The following is a 21589-nucleotide window of genomic DNA, read 5'->3' as shown; positions in this document are numbered from 1 at the left end:
TGCCGGTTCGGGTCGGGCGCACCCCGGAAACCCCTTGCGGTTGACGCTGCGTCAACCTCTACCGTGGCCTGCATGAGGGATTCGACAGACACGGCAGCCGCAGCTGCGAAAGCACCGCACGGCATCGCCGACGTGGCGCGTTCCGCCGGTGTGTCGAGCCGCACGCTCCGGCACTACGACGCGATCGGCCTGCTGCCCGCGACCGCGGTCGGCGAGGGCGGGCTCCGACGCTACGACGACCGCGCGCTGGTCCGGTTGCAACGGATCCTCCTGCTGCGCGGGCTCGGACTCGGGCTGGCCGACGTCGGCCGGGTCCTCGACGGCGAGCAGGACGACGTCACGGCCCTCACGGCGCACGTCGCGTGGCTCGAACGCGAGCGCGACCGGCTCGCGCGGCAGCTCGCGGCCGTGCGGACCACCATCACGAGGATCGAGGAAGGACAGGACATGAACGCCACCGACACGTTCGACGGGTTCGACCAGACGCGCTTCCGGCAGGAGGTCGAGGAGCGCTGGGGGCCCGCGGCCTGGGACCGAGGCGCACGCTGGTGGGAGTCGAAGGACCCCGCCGCGAAGGAGGCCTTCCAAGCGGAACAGCGGGCGATCGCGCAGGACGCCGCAGCGCTCGCCGCGTCGGGCGCGGGTCCGGCGTCGGAGGCCGGCACGGCACTCGCGCGGCGCCAGTTCGCCTGGCTCGCCGAGGCGACGCCCCCGGCCGAGCTCACCGCCGACCGGTTCCGCACGCTCGGTGACATGTACGTGCAGGACGAACGGTTCACGCACGCTTACGAGTGGGCGGGCGCGGGTGCCGCGCGGGCCGTGCGGGACGCGATGCACGCCCTGGCCGACCGCGGTCTGTGACGGACGACCCGCGCCTCCTGGCGGACTGCCTGGAGGCGCGGGTCGTCACCGTCTGTCGGCCGCCGGTCGTCAGAGGGACTTGCGCAGCGCCTCCAGGCCGTCGCGCAGACGCGTGACCGTGTCCGCACCGAGCGTGCCGCGAGTCGCCCGACGGCGGAGGTCCGCGCGGACCTGCTGCCGGAACGACGACAGGACCATCTCGACCTCGCGCAGGGCGCGGGCGCCCTCGGACGGGACGTCCACGGGCTCGTCGGCGGTCCGGCCCCGCGGTGCCTGCGCGCTCGCCGCGAGGTCGGCACGGAGCGACCGCATCGCCTCCCCCACCGAGGCGCGGACGCCGTCGGCCAGGGACTTCACCGAGTCGTTGACGCCGTTCTCGACCGCGGCGATCTCGTCGGCACGGGCGTCGAGCTCGGCGCGGCCCGCGTCGGTGATCGCGTAGACGGTCTTCCGACCGTCGGCGGACTTCGTGACGAGCCCCTCTTCCTCGAGCTTGGCGAGCCGCGGGTACACGGTGCCGGCGCTCGGGACGTAGGTGCCGCCGAAGCGGTCGCCGAGGGCCTGGATGACCTCGTAACCGTGCATCGGGTGGTCCGCCAGCAGCACGAGCAGGTAGAGGCGCAGGTGGCCGTGCGCGAAGACGGGGCTCATTCGGGCACCTCGCCGTCGTTCACCGGGGCCGCGGGCGTGGTCGGTGCAGCCGGCGCGGTCGGTTCCGTCGGTGTCGTCGGTGCCGTCGGCTCCGCGAGGGGTGGGGCGTGCAGCACCGCGATGTCGCCGGACACCGAGTTCACCTTGAGGTCGAGCCACTGCCCGGACAGCTCGCCGCCCTGCTTGACGTAGGACCCCCGCACGCCGCGGATCTCCGAGTCGTCGAACTGCAGCTTGCCCGAGGCGGTGCTGACGGTGCACTGGTAGGGCACGCCGTCCTCGAGTCGGACGCTCACCGCACCGGACACCGTGTTGACGCGGGCCTGGTCGGGGGTGCCGTGCAGGTCGAGCACCACGTCGGCGTTCACCCCGTCGGCCGAGAACCGCGGGATCGCCCCGGTCGCCACGACGTCGCCGGAGACGGTGTGCACCGTCAGGGCGCCGTCGAGCTCGCGGATGGTCGTCGTGCCGGACACCGCGTTCACGGTGACGTCACCCGCGACGTCGTCGACGACGAGGTCGCCGGACACCGTGTTGAGCGTGGCGCCGCGGTTCGTGCCGGACAGCAGGGCCCCGGCCGAGACGACGCCGAGGGTGACGATGGCGTCGCGGGGCACGAGGACGCTGACGTCGGCGTGGGCCTTGCCGCGGAACGACTTCAGGAAGCCGATCGGGTCGTCCCACCGGACCTGCGGGTGGTCGATCGTGAGCGTGTCGCCGTCGAGCTCGATCTTCATCGGCTTGCCGGACACGCTGTGCACCTCGACGCGGGCGGTCGGCTCGTCGTGCGCGACGACGTCCACCTGTCCTCCGGCGAGGCCCACGCGCAAGCGGCGGACGATCCCGGTGTCGATCACCTTCGGCTCCTCGACGAGCCACTTCTCCTGGGCCATGTTGCCTCCTCGAACTCGCGATGTATCGCGTCTGTGACGGACACGTTATATCGCGACCTGGACGCACGCAAGGGCTCTAGGCGACCTCCGAGGCGGCGGCGACCCGTGCCTCCTGGACCGGTGTGGCGGCACGCGTCCGTTCCGGGCTCCACGGGAACCGGCGGAAGACCGGCATGAGCGGCTGCACCATCGGACCGATCGCGAACGCCGCGACCACGGTGCCGGCTCCGACGTCGCCGCCGAGGAACCAGCCGACGATCACGACCGAGACCTCGATGACTGTCCGCGCCACCCACACCGGCCAGCCGAGGCGCTCGTGCAGGCCGACCATCAGGCCGTCTCGAGCGCCCGTGCCGAAGCCGGCGCCGATGTAGAACGCGGTGGCGACCGCCAGGAGCACCAGCCCGGCGACGAACAGGAGGACCCGGCCGAGGAGTTCCGACGGTGTCGGGACGAGCCAGAGCACGAGGTCGGCGCTCGGTCCGATCGCCAGGGCGTTGAGCAGCGTCCCGATGCCCGGCTTCTGGCGGAGCGGGATCCAGAACAGCAGGATGACGCCGCTCGACACCACGGTGATGACGCCGAAGGACCACGGCACCACGTTCTCGAGCCCCTCCGTGAGGACCGTCCACGACGAGACCCCGACGACTGCACGCACCTGCAGTGCCGTCGAGGCGCCGTAGAGGAACAGGCCCACGAAGAGCTGGACGAAGCGGAGCGTGAGGGCGGTCGAGCGGGGCATGGCTCGATCGTCGTGGAGATTGGACTGCGGGTCGAGAGCCAATTCCGCTACCGTGGATCCATGACCCCGGTCCTGCTCAGTGCCCGATCCGCAGCGCTCCTCCTGACCGACTGGCGCGCCGGTACCGACGCCCCCGCGTACGAGGCGCTGTCCGACGCGCTGCGCGTGCTCGTCATCGACGGCCGGATCCCGCAGGGCGTGCGGCTGCCCGCCGAGCGGGGCCTCGCCACCGCGCTGGGCGTCTCGCGCACCACGGTCGCGAACGCGTACTCGAGGCTCCGGTCCGACGGGTTCGTGGTGTCGCTCCGGGGGTCCGGCAGCGTGGTCCGGCTCCCGGCCGGGCTGATCGGCCGGCCGGACCCGGAACGGCTCGGCGGCGTCGTCGACGACGACCTGCTCGACCTCCGCAAGGCCGCACTGCACGCGGCTCCCGGGATCGCCGAGGCGGTCGAGCGCGCGGTGCGGCACGTCCCCGCAGCGCTCGCCGGCATCGGGTACGACACCGTCGGGGATCCCGGGCTGCGCGCGGCGATCGCCGAGCGGTACACCGAACGCGGCCTGCCCACCGACCCGTCCCAGGTCGTCGTGACGATCGGGGCGCAGCACGCGATCGCCCTGCTCGCCCGGGTGCTCGTCCGCCGGGGCGACGCCGTCCTCGTCGAGTCCCCGACCTACCCGCACGCGCACGAGGCCTTCCGCGAGGTCGGCGGTCGACTCGTCGGCGTGCCGGTGGACGCGCGGACCGGGTGGGACGCCACGGCGCTCGAGACCACGATGCGCCGCACGGCGCCGGCGGTCGCGTACGTCATGCCCGAGCTGCACAACCCGACCGGAGCGACGATGTCCGCGTCCACCCGGGAGCTCCTGCTGTCCGTCGCCGCGTCGACCGGGACGACGGTCATCGCGGACGAGACCATGGGCGAGCTGCGGATCGAGGGCTCGCCGTCCCTGCCGTTGGCAGCGGCCGACCCGTCCGGGGCATCGGTCGTGATGATCGGGTCGGCCGACAAGGTGTTCTGGGGCGGCCTGCGGATCGGTTGGATCCGCGCCGCACCGGCGCTCCTGCAGCGGCTGCTCCTCGCCCGGCCGACGGGCGACCTCGGCACGCCCGTGCTCGACCAGTTGGTCGCGCGGGAGCTCGTCCCGCGGACGGCGGCGGTCCTGGAGGCGCGGCGCGATTACCTGCGCCAGGGTCGCGACGACGTCGTGGATGCGTTGCGCGCGCGGCTCCCGGAGTGGGACGTGCCGTCGCCGGCGGGCGGGTTGACGACGTGGGTCGGGCTCGGGCGCCCGGTGTCGAGCGCGCTGGTGCTCGCCGCGCGCACCGAGGGCGTCGTGCTCGCGTCCGGCGGGGTCTTCGGGCCGGACGGTGGGTTCGAGCGGTTCCTGCGGGTGCCGTTCACGATGTCCCCGGCCGACCGGGTGCGGCTCGTCGACGTGCTCGAACGGTCGTGGGCACGGATCGGTGGCGACGCCGCCGGCGTGCGGGGGTCGCTCGCCGCGGTGGTGTGACGCGCCCTCCTCGCTCGGCAGTGTCATCCTCCGGGGTGACGCCCCTCGTGCGATCTGGCTCTGCGGAGTGATGCGCGCGACGCCCGGCCACCGGGATCCTGGTCCCATGGAGACGACCATGCACGCCGGCACGACGGTCCGTCCGGCGCCCGCTCCGACCCACGCGGTGCCCGCCGCCGCCCGGGTCTCGATGGCGCTCACGGGGGCACTGCTCGCCGGGGTGCTGACCTCGTTCGGGCAGGCGGTGCCCGGACTCTCCTCCGTCGCGAACTCCGCCGGACCCTGGTTCGTCGTCGCGGCTGCGCTGTGCCTGCTCGCCGGTGTGCGGTCGGGGCGCTGGGCGTCGCCGGTCGCGATGGTGCTCGGCGTCGTGCTCCTCGAGCTCATGCACGTGGGGTACTGGGCGGCGACGAACCTGCGCGGCTACCCGGACGTGCTGTCGATCACGAACTTCTGGGTCCTGATGGGCATCCCCGCCGGGGTGCTCGCGGGTGCGGTCGCGGTGGCACTCCGGTCCCGGGACGTCGGGTGGCGCGGGGCAGCGCTCGGGGCGACCGCCGCCGTGCTCGTCGGCGAGGGCGTCCGGGCCCTGCTGCAGGTCGCGGACACCACGGGGCCGGTGACCTGGGTGGTCGAGATCGTCGTCGGTCTGGCGGTCCTCGTCGTGGCGGTCGTGACGGCACGGACCCCGCTCGGCCGGATCGTGGCGCTCGCGACCGGCGTGCTCGGGACCGTGGGCGTGCTCGGCGCGTACCTGCTCCTCGGCGGCTGAGCGCGTCGAGGGACGCCCTGCAAGGATCAGGGTGTGCACCTCCTCTCGGTCTTCAGCCTCCGCAACCGCGCGCTCATCGCGCTCGTCACCGTCGTCGTCGCGGTGTTCGGCGGCATCGCGCTGACGAGCCTCAAGCAGGAGCTCATCCCCAGCGTCCAGTTCCCGCAGGTCGCCATCGTCAGCGCGTACCCCGGTGCCACGCCCGAGGTCGTGTCGAACGACGTGTCGACGAAGATCGAGCAGGCGATCCAGGTCGTGCCGAACCTCGAGTCGACCACCGCGACGTCGTCGACCGGGCAGAGCGTCGTCTCGGCGTCGTTCGACTACGGATCGAACCTCGCCAGCGCCGAGGACAAGATCCAGACCGCGGTGAACGCCCTGTCGCTCCCGGACACCGTGCAGACGCAGATCGTCACCGGGTCCTTCGACGACCTGCCCGTCCTGCAGCTCGCCGTCACGGGGAAGGGCGACCAGGAACAACTGGTCGACCGGCTGAACGCCACGGCGATCCCCGACATCGAGAAGCTCGACGGGGTCCGGCAGGCCGACGTCTTCGGCAACCCGGGGCGCCGCGTCGTGATCACCCCGGACACCGACGAGCTGGCGTCGCGGGGCCTGAGCACCCAGTCCATCGCGGACGCACTCGAAGACAACGGGACGCTCGTCCCCGGTGGCACGATCACCCAGGACGGCACGACGCTGTCGGTGCAGACGGGGGAGCGGATCGCGTCGATCAAGGACATCGAGGGGCTGCCGTTGACCGCGTCGTCGAGCGGCGGGTCGTCGTCCGGGGCGGGATCCTCCGGCAGCTCCTCGTCCGGCGGTGCGGCGGACGCCGGGGCAGGCGCGACCGGCGGGGCGGGCGCGACCGGGGCCGTGGACGCGACCAGTGGGACGGCGGCTGGCGGTGCGGCGGGGGCGGGCAGCGCCTCCAGTGCGACCGCCGGTGCCGGGGCCGCCGCGACGACGCCGACCACCATCGGCGACGTGGCGAAGGTCGCGATCGAGGAGTCGCCGCGCACGTCGATCAGCCGTGTGAACGGCGAGACGGCACTGACCATCGCGATCACCAAGACGCAGGAAGCGAACACCGTCGACGTCTCGAAGACGGTTCGCGACGCCCTCCCCGGCATCGAGGCGAAGGTCGCCGGCGACCCCCGGTTCACCGTCGTGTTCGACCAGGCGCCCTACATCCAGCAGTCCATCGACTCCCTCGCCGAAGAGGGGCTCCTCGGCCTCGGGTTCGCCGTCGTCGTGATCCTGCTGTTCCTGCTGTCGGTGCGGTCGACGATCGTCACCGCGATCTCGATCCCGACCTCGGTGCTCCTCGCCGCGATCGGCATGCGGGCGACCGGGTACACGCTGAACGTCATCACGCTCGCCGCGCTCACCATCGCGATCGGACGCGTGGTGGACGACTCGATCGTGGTCATCGAGAACATCAAGCGGCACCTGCAACCCGGGGTGGACCGGACCCGGGCGGTGCTCGACGCCGTCCGCGAGGTGGCCGGCGCCGTCACTGCGTCGACCCTGACCACCGTCGCCGTCTTCCTGCCGGTCGCGTTCGTCGCGGAGCTCGTCGGCGAGCTGTTCCGGCCGTTCGCCCTGACCGTGACGATGGCGCTCGTGGCGTCGCTGCTGGTGTCGCTGACGATCGTCCCGGTGCTCGCGTACTGGTTCCTCCGGACGCCTGCCGCCGCCGGTGGCACCGTCGCCGGTGGCGCCGCCGCTGGTGGCGCCGCCGCTGGTGGCGCTGCTGCCGGTGGCGCTGCTGCCGACGGGTCCGCTGCGACCACCGCGCTGTCGTCCGCCGAGGACCTGCACGACGCCGGCACGTCCGACCGGCTCCGGCGCGGGTACCAGCCCGTGCTCCGCTGGGCCATCGGTCGGCCGGCGCTCGTGGTGGTCCTGGCGGTCCTCGTGCTCGGCGGCACCGCGGCCGCCGTGCCGTTCGTCAAGACGAACTACCTCGGCGACTCCGGGCAGAACACCTTCACGGTCACGCAGGACCTCGAGCCGGGGACGAGCCTCGACGAGCAGTCCGACGCGGCGCAGGAGGTGGAGCGCGTGCTCCGCGGTGTCCAGGGTGTGCAGACCGTGCAGACCACCATCGGGACGAGCGGGCAGTCGATCCAGGCGGCCTTCGGGGGCGGGGCGTCGGCCTCCGTGCAGTACAACGTGACGACGGACGCCGGCGACGACCAGACCGCCATCCAGTCCACCGCGCGCGACCGCATCGACCGCATCGACGGCGTCGGCGAGGTCAGCCTCTCGTCGGCCGGTGGCGGGTTCGGCGGCTCGAGCGACATCGAGGTCGACGTCACCGCGCCGACCCAGGCTGAGCTCCGGACCGCGGCGGCGTCGGTGCTGCGCGAGATGCGGAAGGTCGACGGCACGACCGGCGCGACGAGCAACCTGTCGGCGTCCGAGCCGTACCTCGCCGTCCGGGTCGACCGGCAGGCCGCCGCCGAGCGCGGCCTGACCGAGACGCAGGTCGGCGGGATCGTCGCCGCGGCGGTCTCGCCCCGCGACACCGGCACGATCGAGATCGACGACGCGACGCTCGACGTGTACATCGCCGACCCCGAGCCCCCGACGACCGTCGCAGCACTGCGGTCGCTGTCCATCCCCACCTCGACCGGGTCGGTGCCGCTGTCCGACCTGGCGACCGTCGAGCAGTCCGAGGGGCCGACGTCCATCACGACGTCGAACGCCGTCCGGACGGCCACGATCACGGTGACCCCGGACTCGACGAACCTCGGTGCCGCCGTGCAGAACGTGACCGCGGCCGTCGACGCGCTCGACCTGCCGCGCGGCGCATCCGCCGAGATCGGCGGTGTCGCCTCGAGCCAGTCGTCGGCGTTCAGCCAGCTCCTGTTGGCCATGCTCGTCGCGGTCCTGATCGTCTACGTGATCATGGTCGCCACGTTCCGGAGCCTGCGGCAGCCGCTGCTGCTGCTCGTGTCGGTGCCGTTCGCGGTCACCGGCGCGCTGCTCCTGCAGATCGTGACGGGGATCCCGCTCGGTGTGGCGTCACTGATCGGCCTGCTCATGCTCGTCGGCATCGTGGTGACGAACGCGATCGTCCTCATCGACCTCGTCAACCAGTACCGGCGCCGGGGGCTCCGCGTGCACGATGCCCTGATCGAGGGTGCGACCAGACGACTCCGGCCGATCCTGATGACCGCCCTGGCGACGATCTTCGCGCTGCTCCCGATGGCCGTCGGGCTGACCGGCCGGTCCGGGTTCATCTCGCAGCCGCTCGCGCTCGTGGTCATCGGCGGGCTGGTGTCGTCGACGCTGCTCACCCTCGTGGTGCTGCCGTCGCTGTACGCCCTCGTCGAGGGGCTCTTCGAGCGGCGGGCCGACCGGCGGGCGGCGCGCGAGGCCGCGGCGGGGGAGGCCACTGCGCGTGAGGCCACTGCGGGGGATGCCGCTGCGCGTGAGGCCGCTGCGGGGGATGTCGCGGCGGGGGAGGACTAGCGGCGGTACTCCGCGTCGATCGCCGAGATCGGGTCGACGACGGAGGCTGCCGGCGCCGCCACGGGTGCCTCCTCGCGCTCGACGGCACGGAACCACGACACGAGGACGCACGTCAGCGTCACGAGGAACACCACGCCGGCGCCCTGCGACAGCACGGTCATCCGTCCGGTCACGGCCGCGTACCCGCCGAAGGCAACCGCGGCGGTGAACGACAGACCGAGCAGGAGCTCGGCGAACGTCTGCAGCGAGGAGTGCCGCTCCCAGCGGGAGGCAGTCGCGTGTGCAGGGCGCATCGAGGTGTCGGTCACCCCGGAAGTCTGCGGTGCGCGGGCGCCGAGCGGCAGTCCCGACTCCGGGTGCCACCCGGCCGGGGCACGCGGCGGCCGGTGCCGGTGCCGGTGCCGGTTCCGGTGCCCGAGTCTCGGCCCCGCGGACACTTTCGCGTCCGCACCGCCCGAGGAACGTCCGCCGAACCGAGACTCGGGGCCGCGGCGGCCACCAGCCACGCGCGGCCCCGGCCGCGCCTCAGTCCAGGTGCTCCCGCAGGAAGCTCGCCACGCGCTTGCTCATCGCCTCGTCGAGCTGCGCGATGGAGTGCGCCGACCCCTCGACCGCGACGAACGTCACCGGCACGTCATGCCGTCGGAGCGTCGCCGCGAACTCCTGCGACTCCCACAGCGGGATGAACTCGTCGGTGGAGTGGCCGATGAAGAACGGCGCCGTGTCCGAGGTCACGTGGTACTCCGGCGATGCGCGGGTCGCGGCCGGACAGTCCGAGTAGGTCCGGCAGCCGAGGTACAGCAACTGCTTCCGCTGGAACGCGGCGGAGACGCCGTCGGCCTCGGTCGATCGGGTCGTCAGGTTCGTGGGGCCGCTCAGGTCGACGACGGCCCGGATCCGGTCGCCCTCGGCGTACGCGGTCGAGTCGTGGTCCGTCACGGCGAGCATCGCCGCGAGGTTCCCCCCGGCGCTGCCCCCGAACACCCCGACCCGCTTGCTGTCGACGTCGTAGGTGGACAGCGTCGTCGGACGGAACACCCAGTCGAGTGCCCGTCGGACGTCGTCCAGCCCGGCCGGGAACGGGTCCGTCGGGGCGAGCCGGTAGTCGACGTTGAACGTGACGAAGCCCTCGGAGGCCAGGTACTTGCACACCGATCGGTACGCGGCGGTGGCCTTGTCGCCGTGGGACCAGCTCCCGCCGTGGATCATCAGGACGGCGGGACGCGTGCCGCTGGCCGCCTTGGCGACGGCGGCGTCGCCAGCACCAGCACCAGCACCAGCACCAGCACCAGCACCAGCACCGGCACCGTTCCCGTCGGCGGCTGCCCCGGCCCCCGCAGCGGCGACGCCGGCCGCGGCAGTCCCGGCACCACTCGCACTCCCGTCCCCGGCCGCGTCGGCCCCGACCTCGTCCGCCGTCGCGGAAGCCGTCCCGCCCGGCGTCGGCGTCGGGGTCCTCGTGGTGTCCGGTGCACTGTCCGCCGGCAGGCACACGTCGAGCCGCTGCAGCGCGTCCGACCCGTACGGCACGTCGGCGACGACGTCGATGCCGTGGTACCGGAGCGACAGCGGGTAGATCACGGGTCCGGCGGTCACCGTGCGGTTCTCGTCACCGACCGGGTCCGTGCTGCACGACGCAACCGCGCCGAGCGCCACGACCGCGGCGACGAGCGCGAGCAGCGTGCGACGGCCTGACCTCATCGGATCAACGGTAACCCGGTCCCCGCGCACCGTCGTCCACCCACGGGAGGAACCGACCGTCCCCTCCTCCGCCCCGAGGACCACCGCCGGACGAACCCGTCCGGCGGTGCCAGGATGGTGACGACCCCGCAGGAGGACCCGTGAGCCGTCGCAAGGCCTGGAACGCCGACCCCGAACCACTGCTCCGCGTCGAGGAGGGGTTCCGCCTCGACCGGGTCGACCTCGACGGCACCCCGGGCTTCCCGGGGCGGAAGATCGACGGGCTCGAGGCGCTCGCCGCCGGGGCCTCCCGACTGTCCGCGCTGCAGGAGCGCCTCTGGGCCGCCTCGACCGCCGGTGACCAGCGCCGCGTGCTCCTCGTGCTCCAGGCGATGGACACCGCGGGCAAGGGCGGGATCGTCTCGCACGTCGTCGGCGCGGTGGACCCGAACGGCGTGCACTACGCCGGGTTCAAGGCGCCGAACGCCGAGGAACGCGAGCACGACTTCCTCTGGCGCATCGAGCGACAGCTCCCGGGCGCCGGCCAGCTCGGCGTCTTCGACCGCTCCCACTACGAGGACGTCCTCATCCAGAAGGTCCGCGCGTTCGCCCCGCCGGAGGAGATCGAGCGCCGCTACGGAGCCATCGTCGACTTCGAGGACGAGCTCGCCGCGTCGGGTACGAGCCTCGTCAAGGTCATGCTCCACATCTCGAAGGACGAGCAGCGCGAACGACTCGGTGAGCGCCTCGACCGACCCGACAAGCACTGGAAGTTCAACCCCGGCGACATCGACGAGCGCCTGCTCTGGGACGACTACCAGGACGCGTACCAGACGGTGTTCGACCGCACCTCGACCGCGACGAACCCCTGGTACGTCATCCCGGCGAACCGCAAGTGGTACGCCCGGCTCGCCGTGCAGCAGCTCCTGCTCCGCACGCTCGAGGACATGCAGCTCACCTGGCCCGCAGCGGACTTCGACGTGGCCGAGCAACGGCAGCGGCTCGCCGAGTCCTGACCCGCGAACGGTCCAGGAGGCACGGATCGCCCCCGCCTCGCAGCCCCGGCCCGGCGGTGGGCTGGCCAGCGACGGTCCGATCGCGTAGACTCACTCGGTCGGCCTTCGACGCCGTGACATTGCGATCACGGAGTTTTCGTTTGGGTGTGTGTTGCTCGAGGGCTGGATTCACGTCGATCCGCGACGGGAAGAACCCCCTCTCCGCACGCAAGCCCCCGCCGATGTCGCTGCCGGGCGCTGCGGTACGTCTGCACCCCGAGAAAGTAGCCATGGCCCCGTACAACAAGGGCGGCGCGGACAACCGCGCCTCCGACCGTGTCCGTCACCCGAACGGCACCCCCGCCGCTCGCAGCAGCAAGCACCGCGGTTTCCGCGCCGCCGACCCGTCCGCTCCGCGGCAGAAGCAGCGCTGGGACGCCGAGGAGCGTCGCGGTCGCGCGGCGCAGGGCGAGCGCCCGAGCCGTCCGAACTGGGAGCCGCGCGACGGTGGCCAGGGCCGCCCGCAGCGTGACGACCGTGGTGGCCGTCGCTTCGACCGCGATGACCGCGCTCCCCGTCGCTTCGACCGCGACGACCGTGCGCCCCGTCGTGACAACAACGACGACCGTCCGCGCCGGAACTTCGACCGTGACGACCGCGCCCCGCGTCGCTTCGATCGTGACGACCGTGCCCCGCGTCGCTTCGACCGCGACGACCGCGCTCCCCGTCGTGACGACGACCGCGCTCCGCGCCGGTTCGACCGTGACGACCGCGCGCCCCGCCGGTTCGACCGCGACGATCGTGCGCCCCGCCGTGACGACGACCGCGCCCCGCGCCGGTTCGACCGTGACGACCGTGCCCCCCGTCGCTTCGACCGCGACGATCGTGCGCCCCGTCGTGACGACGACCGCGCCCCGCGCCGGTTCGACCGCGACGACCGTGCGCCCCGCCGGTTCGACCGCGACGACCGCGCTCCCCGTCGCTTCGACCGCGACGATCGTGCGCCCCGTCGTGACAACGACGACCGTCCGCGCCGGAACTTCGACCGCGACGACCGCGCCCCGCGCCACTTCGACCGCGACGACCGCGCCCCGCGCCGCTTCGACCGCGACGACACCGAGCGCAAGCCCTTCGTCCCCGCCGACGACGTCAAGCTCGAGAAGCTCCAGGCCGAGGCGACCCTCGCGGCCGACGTCGAGGGCGTGACCTTCGCCGACCTCGGCATCGGCGGCAACATCTCCCGCGCCCTGGCCGAACTCGGCGCCACGAGCCCGTTCCCGATCCAGGCAGCGACGATCCCCGACGTGATCGCGGGCAAGGACGTGCTCGGCCGTGGCCGCACGGGCTCCGGCAAGACCATCGCCTTCGGCGCCCCGCTCGTCGAGAAGCTCATGGAGAACGGCGGCGGCACGAAGCGCAAGATGGGCCGCGCCCCGCGTGCGCTCATCCTCGCGCCGACCCGTGAGCTCGCCCTGCAGATCGACCGCACCGTGCAGCCGATCGCCCGCTCGGTGGGCCTCTTCACGACGCAGATCTACGGCGGTGTCCCGTACGGCCGCCAGGTCGGTGCGCTCGAGCGTGGCGTCGACATCATCGTCGGCACCCCGGGGCGCGTGCAGGACCTCATGAACAAGGGGACGCTCGACCTCAGTGAGGTCGTCATCTCCGTGCTCGACGAGGCCGACCACATGTGCGACCTCGGGTTCCTCGAGCCGGTGCAGGAGATCCTCTCCGCCACGGCCGAGGTCACCCCCGAGGGCAACCGTGCCCAGAAGCTCCTGTTCAGCGCGACGCTCGACGCCCAGGTCGCGTCCCTCGTCGAGCAGTTCCTGCACGAGCCGTCCGTCCACGAGGTCGCCGGTGAGGACCAGGCCTCGTCGACGATCGACCACCGCGTGCTCGTGGTCGAGCAGCGCCAGAAGGACCAGCTCCTCGAGGAGCTCGTCGCCGGCGCCGGCAAGACCATCGTGTTCGCCCGCACCCGCGCCTACGCCGAGCGGCTCGCCGACCAGTTCGAGGACGCCGGCATCCGCGCGACCTCGCTCCACGGCGACCTGAACCAGTCGCGCCGGCAGCGCAACCTGCAGCTCCTCACGAGCGGCCGCGTGAACGTGCTCGTCGCGACCGACGTCGCCGCCCGTGGCATCCACGTGGACGACGTGTCGCTCGTCGTGCAGGCCGATGCGCCCGACGACTACAAGGCGTACATGCACCGCTCGGGCCGCACGGGTCGTGCCGGCAAGGAGGGCACCGTCGTCACGATCGTCCCGCGCAGCCGTCGCCGCAAGATCGAGGGCATCCTCGAGCACGCGGAGATCGAGGCGGACCTCGTCGACGCCGCCCCCGGTGACGGGATCGTCGCGGAGCTCGCCGCGCGGTAGTCGCGAGCCGACACAGGACGGGAGGCGCGGTGCCAGCTGGCACCGCGCCTCCCGTCCGTCACATGGTGAGCAGGAACAGTCGGGTCGCCGCCGCCGACCCGACCCTTCCTGCTCACGATGCGCCGCGTCAGCGGTTGAAGAAGAGCAACCCGCGCACGTACCCGGCCTGCCCGGCGTGCTGCGTGCAGTCGTCGAGGATGCTGACGAGCCGCGCGCCCCGCGTGACGGGCGGGTCCCACGCGTCGTCGACCACCGGGTCGAAGTCCGCCGGCTCGAGCGTGCCGACGTAGGCGACCGTGCGGTCGTGCACCGCGCGGAGGTAGTCGACCAGCAGGGCTGCCGAGGCGCGGACGCGTCCGACGTCGTCCCGCGACATGCCGTAGCCGAGCGCCTCGGCGGGGAACGGCAGTCCGAACCGCTCCACCCAGCCGTCCGCCGTCCACACCTGCTCGGTGCCCGCGAGGTCCGCGATCTGGGCGTCCTGCCCGCGCGCGATGTGCCACGCGAGCCAGGCGAGGGTGTTCGCACCGGCGGCCGGACGTGCGGCCAGCTGGTCCTCCGACAGCCCGCTGACGGCGCGCTCGACCGTGGCGGGGACGCGGGAGAACGCTTCGATGAGGAGTTCTGAGGGGGTCATGCCGGCAACGCTACGCGCGGTGTCCGACACCGTTCGTCACGGCTGCAGGCCGGCGATCGTCCCCGCGACGGAGACCGATCGCGAGTGGCGTTCGAGCGCAGCGCCGAGCCGGTCGAAGGCGTCGGCGAGGCCGGCGCGGTCGCCGGGGGCGATGACCTCGCGGAACGCCGACGAGTAGACGGCGCCGATCTCGCGCGCCACCTCGGACCCGGACGGGGTGAGGTGGAGGAGGATGCTGCGGCGGTCGTCGGGGTTCGGACGACGCTCGATGTGGCCGCGCTTCTCGAGCCGGTCGATCAGGCTCGTCATGGCACCCGTGGAGAGCTCGAGGTACTCGCCGGCCTGCTTCGGGGTGATGCCCTCGCCGTCGGCGGACGCGAGGAAGAACACGAACCGGGCGTCCGTGGCGTTCAGCCCGCGGGTGGAGCTCTCGTGGTGCAGGACGCGCGCGTGCTGCATCTGCAGGACGCGGAACGCCGTCATCAGCTTCGCGACGTCGCCGTCCGGGTCGACCTCGGGGATGCTGACGGTCGGCGACACGGGGGCAGGGGGGAGCTGCGCGGCGTCGAGGGGTCGCGCGAGCGCGGTGGTGGTGTCCGTCATCGGGCGGCTCTTCTCGGGAGGGTGATCGCCTGCGCGATCGGCGGGACGGCACGGGTATGCCGTCGTGCTGCTCATTGAACAAGTATCTCACCGATTGAAGTACCCCCAACTGTGGGGGTGTAGCTTCCCTTGTGAGCCACACGGCGCTCAAGTAGCTTGATCGTCGTAGCAACCACGGCGCCGTCGCGACCAACCACCGCGGAACCCCGGCGCCCCTTTGGATCAGGAGCTCCGTCATGTCCCGTGTCACCCCGCGCGCTGCGCGTCTCGCCGCCTGGATCGCCATCCCCGCCGCTCTCGTGGCCTCGGGTGTCGTCGTCTCGACCGCGTCCTACTCGGCCTTCTCGGCCACCACGGTCAACCCGACCAGCAACTGGACGGCCGGCAGCGTCGCCCTCACCGACGACGACAACAACACCGCGCTGTTCAACGCGACCGGCCTCAAGCCCGGCTCGACCGGCGCGAACTGCATCACGGTCACCTCGACCGGCACGCTGCCCTCGACCGTGAAGCTCTACGGCACGAACGCGGCCACGACGAACGCCCTCGCGTCGAACATCAACCTCACCGTCGAGCAGGGCACGGGCGGCGGCTTCGGCTCCTGCACCGGCTTCACCGCGGCGTCGACCAACGGCACGCTCTACAGCGGCACCGTCGCGGGCTTCGGTACGGCCTCGACCAACTTCGCCACGGGTGTCGGCAGCTGGGCCCCGACCGGCAGCGGCTCGGAGTCGCGTGTCTACCGCTTCACCTACACCGTCTCGAGCACCGCACCGAACACCGTGCAGGGCGGCACCGCGGCCCTCGGCTTCACCTGGGAGGCCCAGAACAGCTGAGCCGGCGACACGGGAGCGTGATCGACGCTCCCGTGTCCACCGCGTGACGTCCGGGACCGAGCCCGATGCGGGCCCGTCCGTCACCGTCCGACAACGCGCCCCCGGTCGAAGGCAGTCATGGTCAGCATCGAAGTGCACGGCGGTCCCACGCCGCACGACGTGCTCCGTGACGCCGTCGACTGGGGGCGCGTCGTCGTGGCCACGCTCGCCCGCGGCGTCGTCGCGACCCTGCTCGGGCTCGCGCTCTGGGCGGCTGCTCCCGCCGTCATCGGCTGGCAGCCGACGACGGTGATGACCGGATCGATGGAGCCGCGGCTCACCCCCGGCGACGTCGTGGTCTCCCGCCCGGTGTCGGCCGGTGACGTCCGGATGGGCAAGGTCCTGCTCGTCGACGACCCGGACCAGCCCGGGCACCTCCGCATGCACCGCTACGTCGAGGACGGTCCGCGCGGCACGATCGTCACGAAGGGCGATGCCAACCCCCGGCAGGACTCCACGCCCGTCGAACCCTCGGCCGTGCACGGTGTCGCGTTCCTGCGGGTCCCGTTCGTCGGTGCGCCGATCGTCTGGCTCCGCGCGGGGGAGTGGGGCAAGGTCGGGATGCTGGCGCTCGGTCTGGTCGCGGTGCTCGCGCTCTGCACGATCGACGGATCGCTGCGGCGGTTGGTCGGTCCGGCGGGGCGCTCGTCGGAGGACGATGCGTCGCGCGACGCGGGTGGCGGACCGGACGGCGTTGGTGACAGCGGCGTCCGTGCCGGTGACGGCCAGGAGGCGCGGGTCGACCCCGCCCCGCGCGTCGCCACGGCCCCGACCACCGCCCCCACCGCCGTCGTGAGCCGCCGTACCCGCCGTCGCGCGGACCGCCGAGCGCGTCGGCTCCGCCGTCTCGGCGGTGCGGCCGCCGTCCTCGTGCTCGCGGGCGGAGCCGGGTTCCTCCTGCCGGCGGAGGCCGTCGCCGGACCGTGGTCGCGGACCACCGTCACGTCCACCTCGTTCGGCGCTCTCACCGTCCCGCAGGCCACCGCGCTCGCCTGCACGCCGAACGGCGACGGCTCCGTGAACATCGGCTTCACCTACGGTGGGCCGGCCGCGACCTCGTTCTCGGTGATGAACGGGACGACCGCACTCGCCACCCAGTCGACCTCACCCGTGCGCGTCGTCGGCTCCGGTCTCCTCAACCTCGGCCAGGTGTACACCGTCACCGTCCGCGTGAACTACCTCGGGAACTGGACGTCGACGAGCACCGCGACCGCCCGGATCCAGACGGCCCTCATCGGTACCAACCTCAGTTGCGCCTGAGTTCTCCACAGGTCGCCGCGGGGCACTCGGCGATGTCCCCGGCCGGCGCTACCGTGACCGCATGCGCATCCTGCACACCGGCGACTGGCACCTCGGCCGCACACTGCTGGGTGCCGACCTGCTCGAGCACCAGGCGGCCTTCCTCGACTGGCTCGTCGACCAGGCACGGGCGCGTGGGGTCGACCTCGTCGTCGTCGCCGGGGACGTCTACGACCGTGCCATCCCGCCGGTCGACGCCGTCCGGATGCTGTCCCGGGTGCTCGAACGGCTGGCCGAGACGGCCACGGTCGTCATCACCCCGGGCAACCACGACTCCGCCGCACGACTCGGCTTCGGTGCCGGCGTGATGGACCCGCGGGTGCGGATCCTCGCCGAACCCGCAGGCATCGCCACCCCGGTCCTCGTCGACGACGCCCACGGGCCCGTCGCGGTGTACGGCATCCCGTACCTGCACCCCGACCTCACCCGGTACGCCCTCGCGGCGGTGCCCGACGAGCCGCTCGCCCGCTCGCACCAGGCCGTCGTCGGTGCGGCGATGGACCGCGTCCGCGCCGATCTCGCCCAGCGACCCGGTACGCGCAGCGTCGTCGTGGCCCACGCGTTCGTCGGCGGGACCGAACCGAGCGACAGCGAGCAGGACATCCGCGTCGGCGGTGTCGACCGGGTGGCGCGTGCCGTGTTCGACGGCATCGACTACGTCGCGCTCGGGCACCTGCACGGGCCGCAGCGCGTGGGGGACGGCGACCGCGTGCGGTACGCGGGCTCGCCGCTCGCGTTCTCGTTCGGCGAGCGGCACCAGCAGAAGTCCGTCACGGTCGTCGACGTCGACGGAACGGGGCAGGTGACGGCCGAGCTCGTGCCGGCGCCCGTGCCGCGGCGGCTCGTCGACGTCCGGGCCACGATCGACGAGATCGAGTCCGGGGCGCACCGGTCGGCGGCGGACGCCTGGGTCCGCGTCGCCGTGACGGACACCGTCCACCCGGAACGGATGTACGCCCGGGTGAAGGACCACTTCCCCCACGCCCTCGCCATCACGCACGAGCCGGCCGACCGCGCCGAGCGTGCCGCCGCCCGCGCGGTCACGGCGACGTCCGACCCGGTCGAGGTGGCAGCCGATTTCGTGTCGTTCGCCACCGGCACCGCGCTGGACGACGACGACCGCGCGATCCTGACCGAGGCGTACGAAGCGGCCGCCCTGGCCCTCCAGCGTGAGGGGGACCGCTGATGTACCTGCACCGGCTCGAACTCCGCGCGATCGGCCCCTACCCGGACCTCGTGTCGATCGACTTCGCCGCGCTCGCCGCCTCCGGGGTGTTCCTGCTCGAAGGGCCGACGGGTTCCGGCAAGTCGACGATCATCGACGCCGTGGTCTTCGCCCTGTACGGCGGACTGGCCGGTGCCGACGCGAGCGACGACCGGTTGCACAGCCAGCACGCCGACCCCGCGGTCGAGCCCTTCGTCGAGCTCGTGTTCGAGACCGGTGCCGGTGTGTACCGCGTCCGACGCACGCCGCAGTACCAGCGCCCGAAGCAGCGGGGGACCGGCACCGTGAAGCAGCAGGCCTCCGCGCAGTTGTTCCGCCTCGCCGGGCCGGCCGACGTGGCCGGTGAGCCGATGTCCTCGCGCATCCCCGAGGTCGCGGTCGAGATCGCCCGGATCATCGGCCTCGACAAGGCGCAGTTCCTGCAGACCGTCGTCCTGCCCCAGGGCGAGTTCGCCCGGTTCCTGCGGTCTCCCGGCGAAGACCGCCGCAAGCTGCTGCAGTCGTTGTTCGGCACGCAGGTCTACGACCGGACGGCCGACGAACTCGCTGTCCGCCGTCGCGCCGTCCTGGCCGAGGTCGAGGGCGCCGACGCCCGGGTCCGCGACGCCCTGAACCGGTTCGCCCAGGCCGCGGGTGTCGACGAGCCGGACGAGTCCGACGTCCCCGCGACCGTCGCGGCACTCCGAGCGACCGCCGACGCTGCCGAGTCCGCTCGCGCCACCGCGTCGCACGCGGCCGCTTCTGCGGCGGCGCACGAGCAGTCGGTCACTGCTCGTGCAGCCGCACTCGACCGCCGCGCCGTCCTCGTCGCACGTCGTGCGGAACTCGACGCGGGTGCCGACGGGGTCGCCGCAGCCCGCGTGCGCCTGGCGTCGGGCGAACGCGCTGCCCGCGTCGCGGTCGTCGCCGATGGACTCGACGCCGCACGCGCCCGCTCCGACCACGCCGCCGCGGCGGCGGACGCCCTCCGCGCGCAGTACGGCGTGACGACCGACCGAGACGCCCTCGCCCACCAGCGGACCGCCGTGACCGAGTGCCTCGCCGCGGTCCGGCACCGCATCGACCTCGAACGGGCGCTCCCCGGCAGGCATCAGGCGATCACCGATGCCGTCGCTCGCGGAACCCTGCTCACCGAACGCCTCGCCGACCTCGACACCGCGCTCGATGCCCGCCCCGCCGAACGCGCCCGCATCGTCGAGGATGCCCGGGCCGCCGCCACGCTGGCCGCCGGGTCCGAGGCCGCGCGGCTCGAGGTCGAGCGTGTCCGTGCACTCCGGGCCGACCTCGTCGCCCGAGCCGCGTCCGAGCGGCGCGTGCAGGGTGCCGAGCAGACCGTCATGGCCGCCCGCGCCACCGCCCACGAGCTCGTCCGGGTCGAACAGCAGTTGCGGGAGCGCCGCATCGCCGGACTCGCCGGAGAGCTCGGCGCCGCACTCCTGCCGGGCGACCCGTGCCCGGTGTGCGGGGCGACGGAGCACCCGGTCGTCGCGACACCGCAGGACGACCACCCCACGACCGAGGCGATCGAGGCCGCGGCCGAACGTGCCCGGCGTGCCGAGCGAGCCCTCGGCGACGCCGCGACGGCCCTCGCACTCGAACGGGCCGAACTCACCCGGCTCGTGCAGGTCCTCGGTGACGTCGACGACGACACCGTCGACGCCCTCGCGGCTGCTGCCGACGCAGCCGTCACGGCGGCGCACGACGCGGCCGTCCGCGTGCGCGTCCTCGAACAACAGCGGGCCGCACACGACGAGGGAACGCGCACCCTCGAACGGCAGCGGAACGAGGTCGACGCCGAACGCGCCGTCCTCGCCGGAGCAGCAGCAGCCGATGCCGAGCGCCTCGAGCAGGACGAGTCGGCGGTGTCGGCCGCCATCGAACGCGTGGCCGAACACCTCGACGCTGCGCCGGAGACCCTGCGCCAGGGGGTCGAGTCGCTCGACGCGCTCGTCGGTCGACTCGACGCGGTGCTCCAGGCCGACAGCCGCGCGGACTCGGCAGCAGCAGACGTCCGCGAACGTGCGGCCGAGGTGGAGCGGGTCCTCGCCGAGCAGGGGTTCGACGACGTCGCCTCCGCCCGCGCCGGGGTCCTCGACCCAGCGGACGCCGAAGCACTCCGGGCCGAGGTCGCCCGTGCCGACCAGGCTCGCGCGGTCGTCGATGCGGGACTCGCCGAACCGGCGGTCGTCGCTGCGGCCGACGACGACCCGGCAGCACTCGACCTCGACGGAGCCCGCGCAGCACGGGACGCCACCGCAGCCGCGGCCGAAGCAGCCGTCCGCGCGGCCACGTCGGCGGTCGACCAGGCCGTCGCGTCCGAACGGTGCGCAGCCGAGCTGGACGCCGCGGTCCGTGCCCGCGACGACACCTCTGCGCGCAGCCGGGCCGTGGTGCGGCTCGCCGACGTCGCGGCAGGGGTCGCAGCAGCCAACCCCACCGGGATCACCCTCGGCACCTACGTGCTCATGCGCCGGTTCGAGGACGTCGTCGCCGCGGCGAACGACCGGTTGCGGGCGATGCTCGCGGGCCGGTTCACGCTGGAGACCTCCGACGAGCGGGAGTCCGGCTCACGCGCACGGCGCACGGGCCTCGCACTCGCCGTGCACGACCAGACGACCGACACCGTGCGCGACCCCCGCAGCCTGTCCGGCGGCGAGACCTTCACGGTGTCGCTGTGCCTCGCGCTCGGTCTCGCCGACGTCGTCCAGGCCGAGGCGGGCGGGGTCTCCCTCGGCACGCTGTTCGTCGACGAGGGGTTCGGCACGCTCGACCCCGAGACGCTCGACGACGTGATCGGGCAGTTGTCGCGCCTGACCGCGGGCGGCCGTCAGGTCGGGATCGTCAGTCACGTCGAGGAGCTCAAGCAGCGGATCCCGGAGCGCATCGCCGTGCGGCGCACGTCCGACGGCGGATCCCGGGTGACGACCACGGTCTGACGCGCCCGCGCCCGCGCCCGCCCCGCCCCCGCGCTCGCCCCCGC

Annotated in this window: 17 protein-coding genes; 10 read left to right on the top strand and 7 right to left on the bottom strand. The window is 73.2% G+C overall.

The window, feature by feature from the left end:
• The first annotated feature begins 72 nt into the window (after positions 1-72).
• Entirely contained in the window at positions 73-861 is a 789-nt protein-coding gene (locus HWD93_RS12970) for a MerR family transcriptional regulator (protein WP_261647028.1), read from the top strand.
• Between the two features lie 69 nt (positions 862-930).
• On the opposite strand, the gene HWD93_RS12965 is transcribed toward HWD93_RS12970, so the two are convergent.
• The 3 genes from HWD93_RS12965 to HWD93_RS12955 form a co-directional block, all read right to left on the bottom strand.
• Complete coding sequence (locus HWD93_RS12965; RefSeq protein ID WP_071294482.1) at positions 931-1512, bottom strand: PadR family transcriptional regulator; 582 nt, start codon at positions 1510-1512, stop codon at positions 931-933.
• Complete coding sequence (locus HWD93_RS12960; RefSeq protein WP_261647027.1) at positions 1509-2405, bottom strand: DUF4097 domain-containing protein; 897 nt, start codon at positions 2403-2405, stop codon at positions 1509-1511. The genes HWD93_RS12965 and HWD93_RS12960 overlap by 4 nt, the downstream gene beginning before the upstream one ends.
• 76 nt (positions 2406-2481) lie before the next feature.
• Positions 2482-3147 (bottom strand): YitT family protein, encoded by a 666-nt coding sequence (locus HWD93_RS12955; RefSeq protein WP_071294484.1) that lies wholly within the window; start codon positions 3145-3147, stop codon positions 2482-2484.
• Positions 3148-3207: 60 nt separating this feature from the next.
• Between HWD93_RS12955 and HWD93_RS12950 the strand changes: the two genes are divergently transcribed.
• The 3 genes from HWD93_RS12950 (at position 3208) to HWD93_RS12940 (ending at position 8914) form a co-directional block, all read left to right on the top strand.
• Positions 3208-4659 carry a PLP-dependent aminotransferase family protein gene (locus tag HWD93_RS12950; protein ID WP_071294485.1) on the top strand — a complete coding sequence of 484 codons (1452 nt, stop codon included), beginning with the start codon at positions 3208-3210 and terminating at the stop codon, positions 4657-4659.
• A gap of 106 nt (positions 4660-4765) precedes the next feature.
• The gene (locus tag HWD93_RS12945) at positions 4766-5431 is read left to right on the top strand and encodes a DUF6518 family protein (RefSeq protein ID WP_071294486.1); all 666 of its coding nucleotides are present in this window, start codon (positions 4766-4768) and stop codon (positions 5429-5431) included.
• Positions 5432-5464: 33 nt separating this feature from the next.
• Complete coding sequence (locus HWD93_RS12940) at positions 5465-8914, top strand: efflux RND transporter permease subunit (RefSeq protein WP_261647026.1); 3450 nt, start codon at positions 5465-5467, stop codon at positions 8912-8914.
• Here HWD93_RS12940 and HWD93_RS12935 read toward each other — a convergent pair.
• Together HWD93_RS12935 and HWD93_RS12930 are read right to left on the bottom strand one after the other, a co-directional pair.
• On the bottom strand, positions 8911-9222 hold the full coding sequence (locus HWD93_RS12935; RefSeq protein ID WP_139199463.1) for a hypothetical protein: 312 nt from the start codon (positions 9220-9222) through the stop codon (positions 8911-8913). The genes HWD93_RS12940 and HWD93_RS12935 overlap by 4 nt on opposite strands.
• Positions 9223-9439: 217 nt before the next feature.
• Positions 9440-10615 (bottom strand): alpha/beta hydrolase, encoded by a 1176-nt coding sequence (locus tag HWD93_RS12930; RefSeq protein WP_261647025.1) that lies wholly within the window; start codon positions 10613-10615, stop codon positions 9440-9442.
• Between the two features lie 140 nt (positions 10616-10755).
• Between HWD93_RS12930 and HWD93_RS12925 the strand changes: the two genes are divergently transcribed.
• Both HWD93_RS12925 and HWD93_RS12920 read left to right on the top strand, forming a co-directional pair.
• Positions 10756-11610 carry a PPK2 family polyphosphate kinase gene (locus HWD93_RS12925; protein ID WP_261647024.1) on the top strand — a complete coding sequence of 285 codons (855 nt, stop codon included), beginning with the start codon at positions 10756-10758 and terminating at the stop codon, positions 11608-11610.
• Positions 11611-11879: 269 nt separating this feature from the next.
• Complete coding sequence (locus HWD93_RS12920; RefSeq protein ID WP_261647023.1) at positions 11880-13970, top strand: DEAD/DEAH box helicase; 2091 nt, start codon at positions 11880-11882, stop codon at positions 13968-13970.
• Positions 13971-14097: 127 nt separating this feature from the next.
• Here the strand turns inward: HWD93_RS12920 and HWD93_RS12915 are convergent, their stop codons facing one another.
• Both HWD93_RS12915 and HWD93_RS12910 read right to left on the bottom strand, forming a co-directional pair.
• Entirely contained in the window at positions 14098-14607 is a 510-nt protein-coding gene (locus HWD93_RS12915; protein ID WP_261647022.1) for a DinB family protein, read from the bottom strand.
• A 36-nt stretch (positions 14608-14643) separates the two neighbouring features.
• Positions 14644-15210, bottom strand: coding sequence for a MarR family winged helix-turn-helix transcriptional regulator (locus HWD93_RS12910; protein WP_261647021.1), 567 nt, complete (start codon positions 15208-15210; stop codon positions 14644-14646).
• A gap of 236 nt (positions 15211-15446) precedes the next feature.
• Between HWD93_RS12910 and HWD93_RS12905 the strand changes: the two genes are divergently transcribed.
• The 4 genes from HWD93_RS12905 to HWD93_RS12890 all read left to right on the top strand — a co-directional run bounded on the left by HWD93_RS12905 (position 15447) and on the right by HWD93_RS12890 (position 21545).
• Positions 15447-16046 (top strand): hypothetical protein, encoded by a 600-nt coding sequence (locus HWD93_RS12905; RefSeq protein ID WP_070416983.1) that lies wholly within the window; start codon positions 15447-15449, stop codon positions 16044-16046.
• Positions 16047-16163: 117 nt separating this feature from the next.
• Positions 16164-17345: a S24/S26 family peptidase gene (locus HWD93_RS12900; RefSeq protein WP_261647020.1), complete on the top strand. Its 1182-nt coding sequence runs from the start codon at positions 16164-16166 to the stop codon at positions 17343-17345.
• 61 nt (positions 17346-17406) lie between these two features.
• Complete coding sequence (locus HWD93_RS12895; protein WP_261647019.1) at positions 17407-18570, top strand: exonuclease SbcCD subunit D; 1164 nt, start codon at positions 17407-17409, stop codon at positions 18568-18570.
• Positions 18570-21545 carry an SMC family ATPase gene (locus tag HWD93_RS12890; protein ID WP_261647018.1) on the top strand — a complete coding sequence of 992 codons (2976 nt, stop codon included), beginning with the start codon at positions 18570-18572 and terminating at the stop codon, positions 21543-21545. The genes HWD93_RS12895 and HWD93_RS12890 overlap by 1 nt, the downstream gene beginning before the upstream one ends.
• Positions 21546-21589: the final 44 nt, after the last annotated feature.

Origin of the sequence: Curtobacterium sp. C2H10 (genome assembly GCF_025407985.1) — a bacterium.
In the GTDB taxonomy this organism is placed as follows: Bacteria; Actinomycetota; Actinomycetes; order Actinomycetales; family Microbacteriaceae; genus Curtobacterium.
This window is presented reverse-complemented; position numbering and strand designations above follow the sequence as displayed.

Coding starts and splice junctions, on each gene's coding strand:
- HWD93_RS12900 (WP_261647020.1), top strand. CDS start 16,164: ATGGTCAGCATCGAAGTGCACGGCGGTCCCACGCCGCACGACGTGCTC.
- HWD93_RS12930 (WP_261647025.1), bottom strand. CDS start 10,615: ATGAGGTCAGGCCGTCGCACGCTGCTCGCGCTCGTCGCCGCGGTCGTG.
- HWD93_RS12960 (WP_261647027.1), bottom strand. CDS start 2,405: ATGGCCCAGGAGAAGTGGCTCGTCGAGGAGCCGAAGGTGATCGACACC.
- HWD93_RS12895 (WP_261647019.1), top strand. CDS start 17,407: ATGCGCATCCTGCACACCGGCGACTGGCACCTCGGCCGCACACTGCTG.
- HWD93_RS12905 (WP_070416983.1), top strand. CDS start 15,447: ATGTCCCGTGTCACCCCGCGCGCTGCGCGTCTCGCCGCCTGGATCGCC.
- HWD93_RS12950 (WP_071294485.1), top strand. CDS start 3,208: ATGACCCCGGTCCTGCTCAGTGCCCGATCCGCAGCGCTCCTCCTGACC.
- HWD93_RS12890 (WP_261647018.1), top strand. CDS start 18,570: ATGTACCTGCACCGGCTCGAACTCCGCGCGATCGGCCCCTACCCGGAC.
- HWD93_RS12965 (WP_071294482.1), bottom strand. CDS start 1,512: ATGAGCCCCGTCTTCGCGCACGGCCACCTGCGCCTCTACCTGCTCGTG.
- HWD93_RS12915 (WP_261647022.1), bottom strand. CDS start 14,607: ATGACCCCCTCAGAACTCCTCATCGAAGCGTTCTCCCGCGTCCCCGCC.
- HWD93_RS12910 (WP_261647021.1), bottom strand. CDS start 15,210: ATGACGGACACCACCACCGCGCTCGCGCGACCCCTCGACGCCGCGCAG.
- HWD93_RS12970 (WP_261647028.1), top strand. CDS start 73: ATGAGGGATTCGACAGACACGGCAGCCGCAGCTGCGAAAGCACCGCAC.
- HWD93_RS12945 (WP_071294486.1), top strand. CDS start 4,766: ATGGAGACGACCATGCACGCCGGCACGACGGTCCGTCCGGCGCCCGCT.
- HWD93_RS12920 (WP_261647023.1), top strand. CDS start 11,880: ATGGCCCCGTACAACAAGGGCGGCGCGGACAACCGCGCCTCCGACCGT.
- HWD93_RS12955 (WP_071294484.1), bottom strand. CDS start 3,147: ATGCCCCGCTCGACCGCCCTCACGCTCCGCTTCGTCCAGCTCTTCGTG.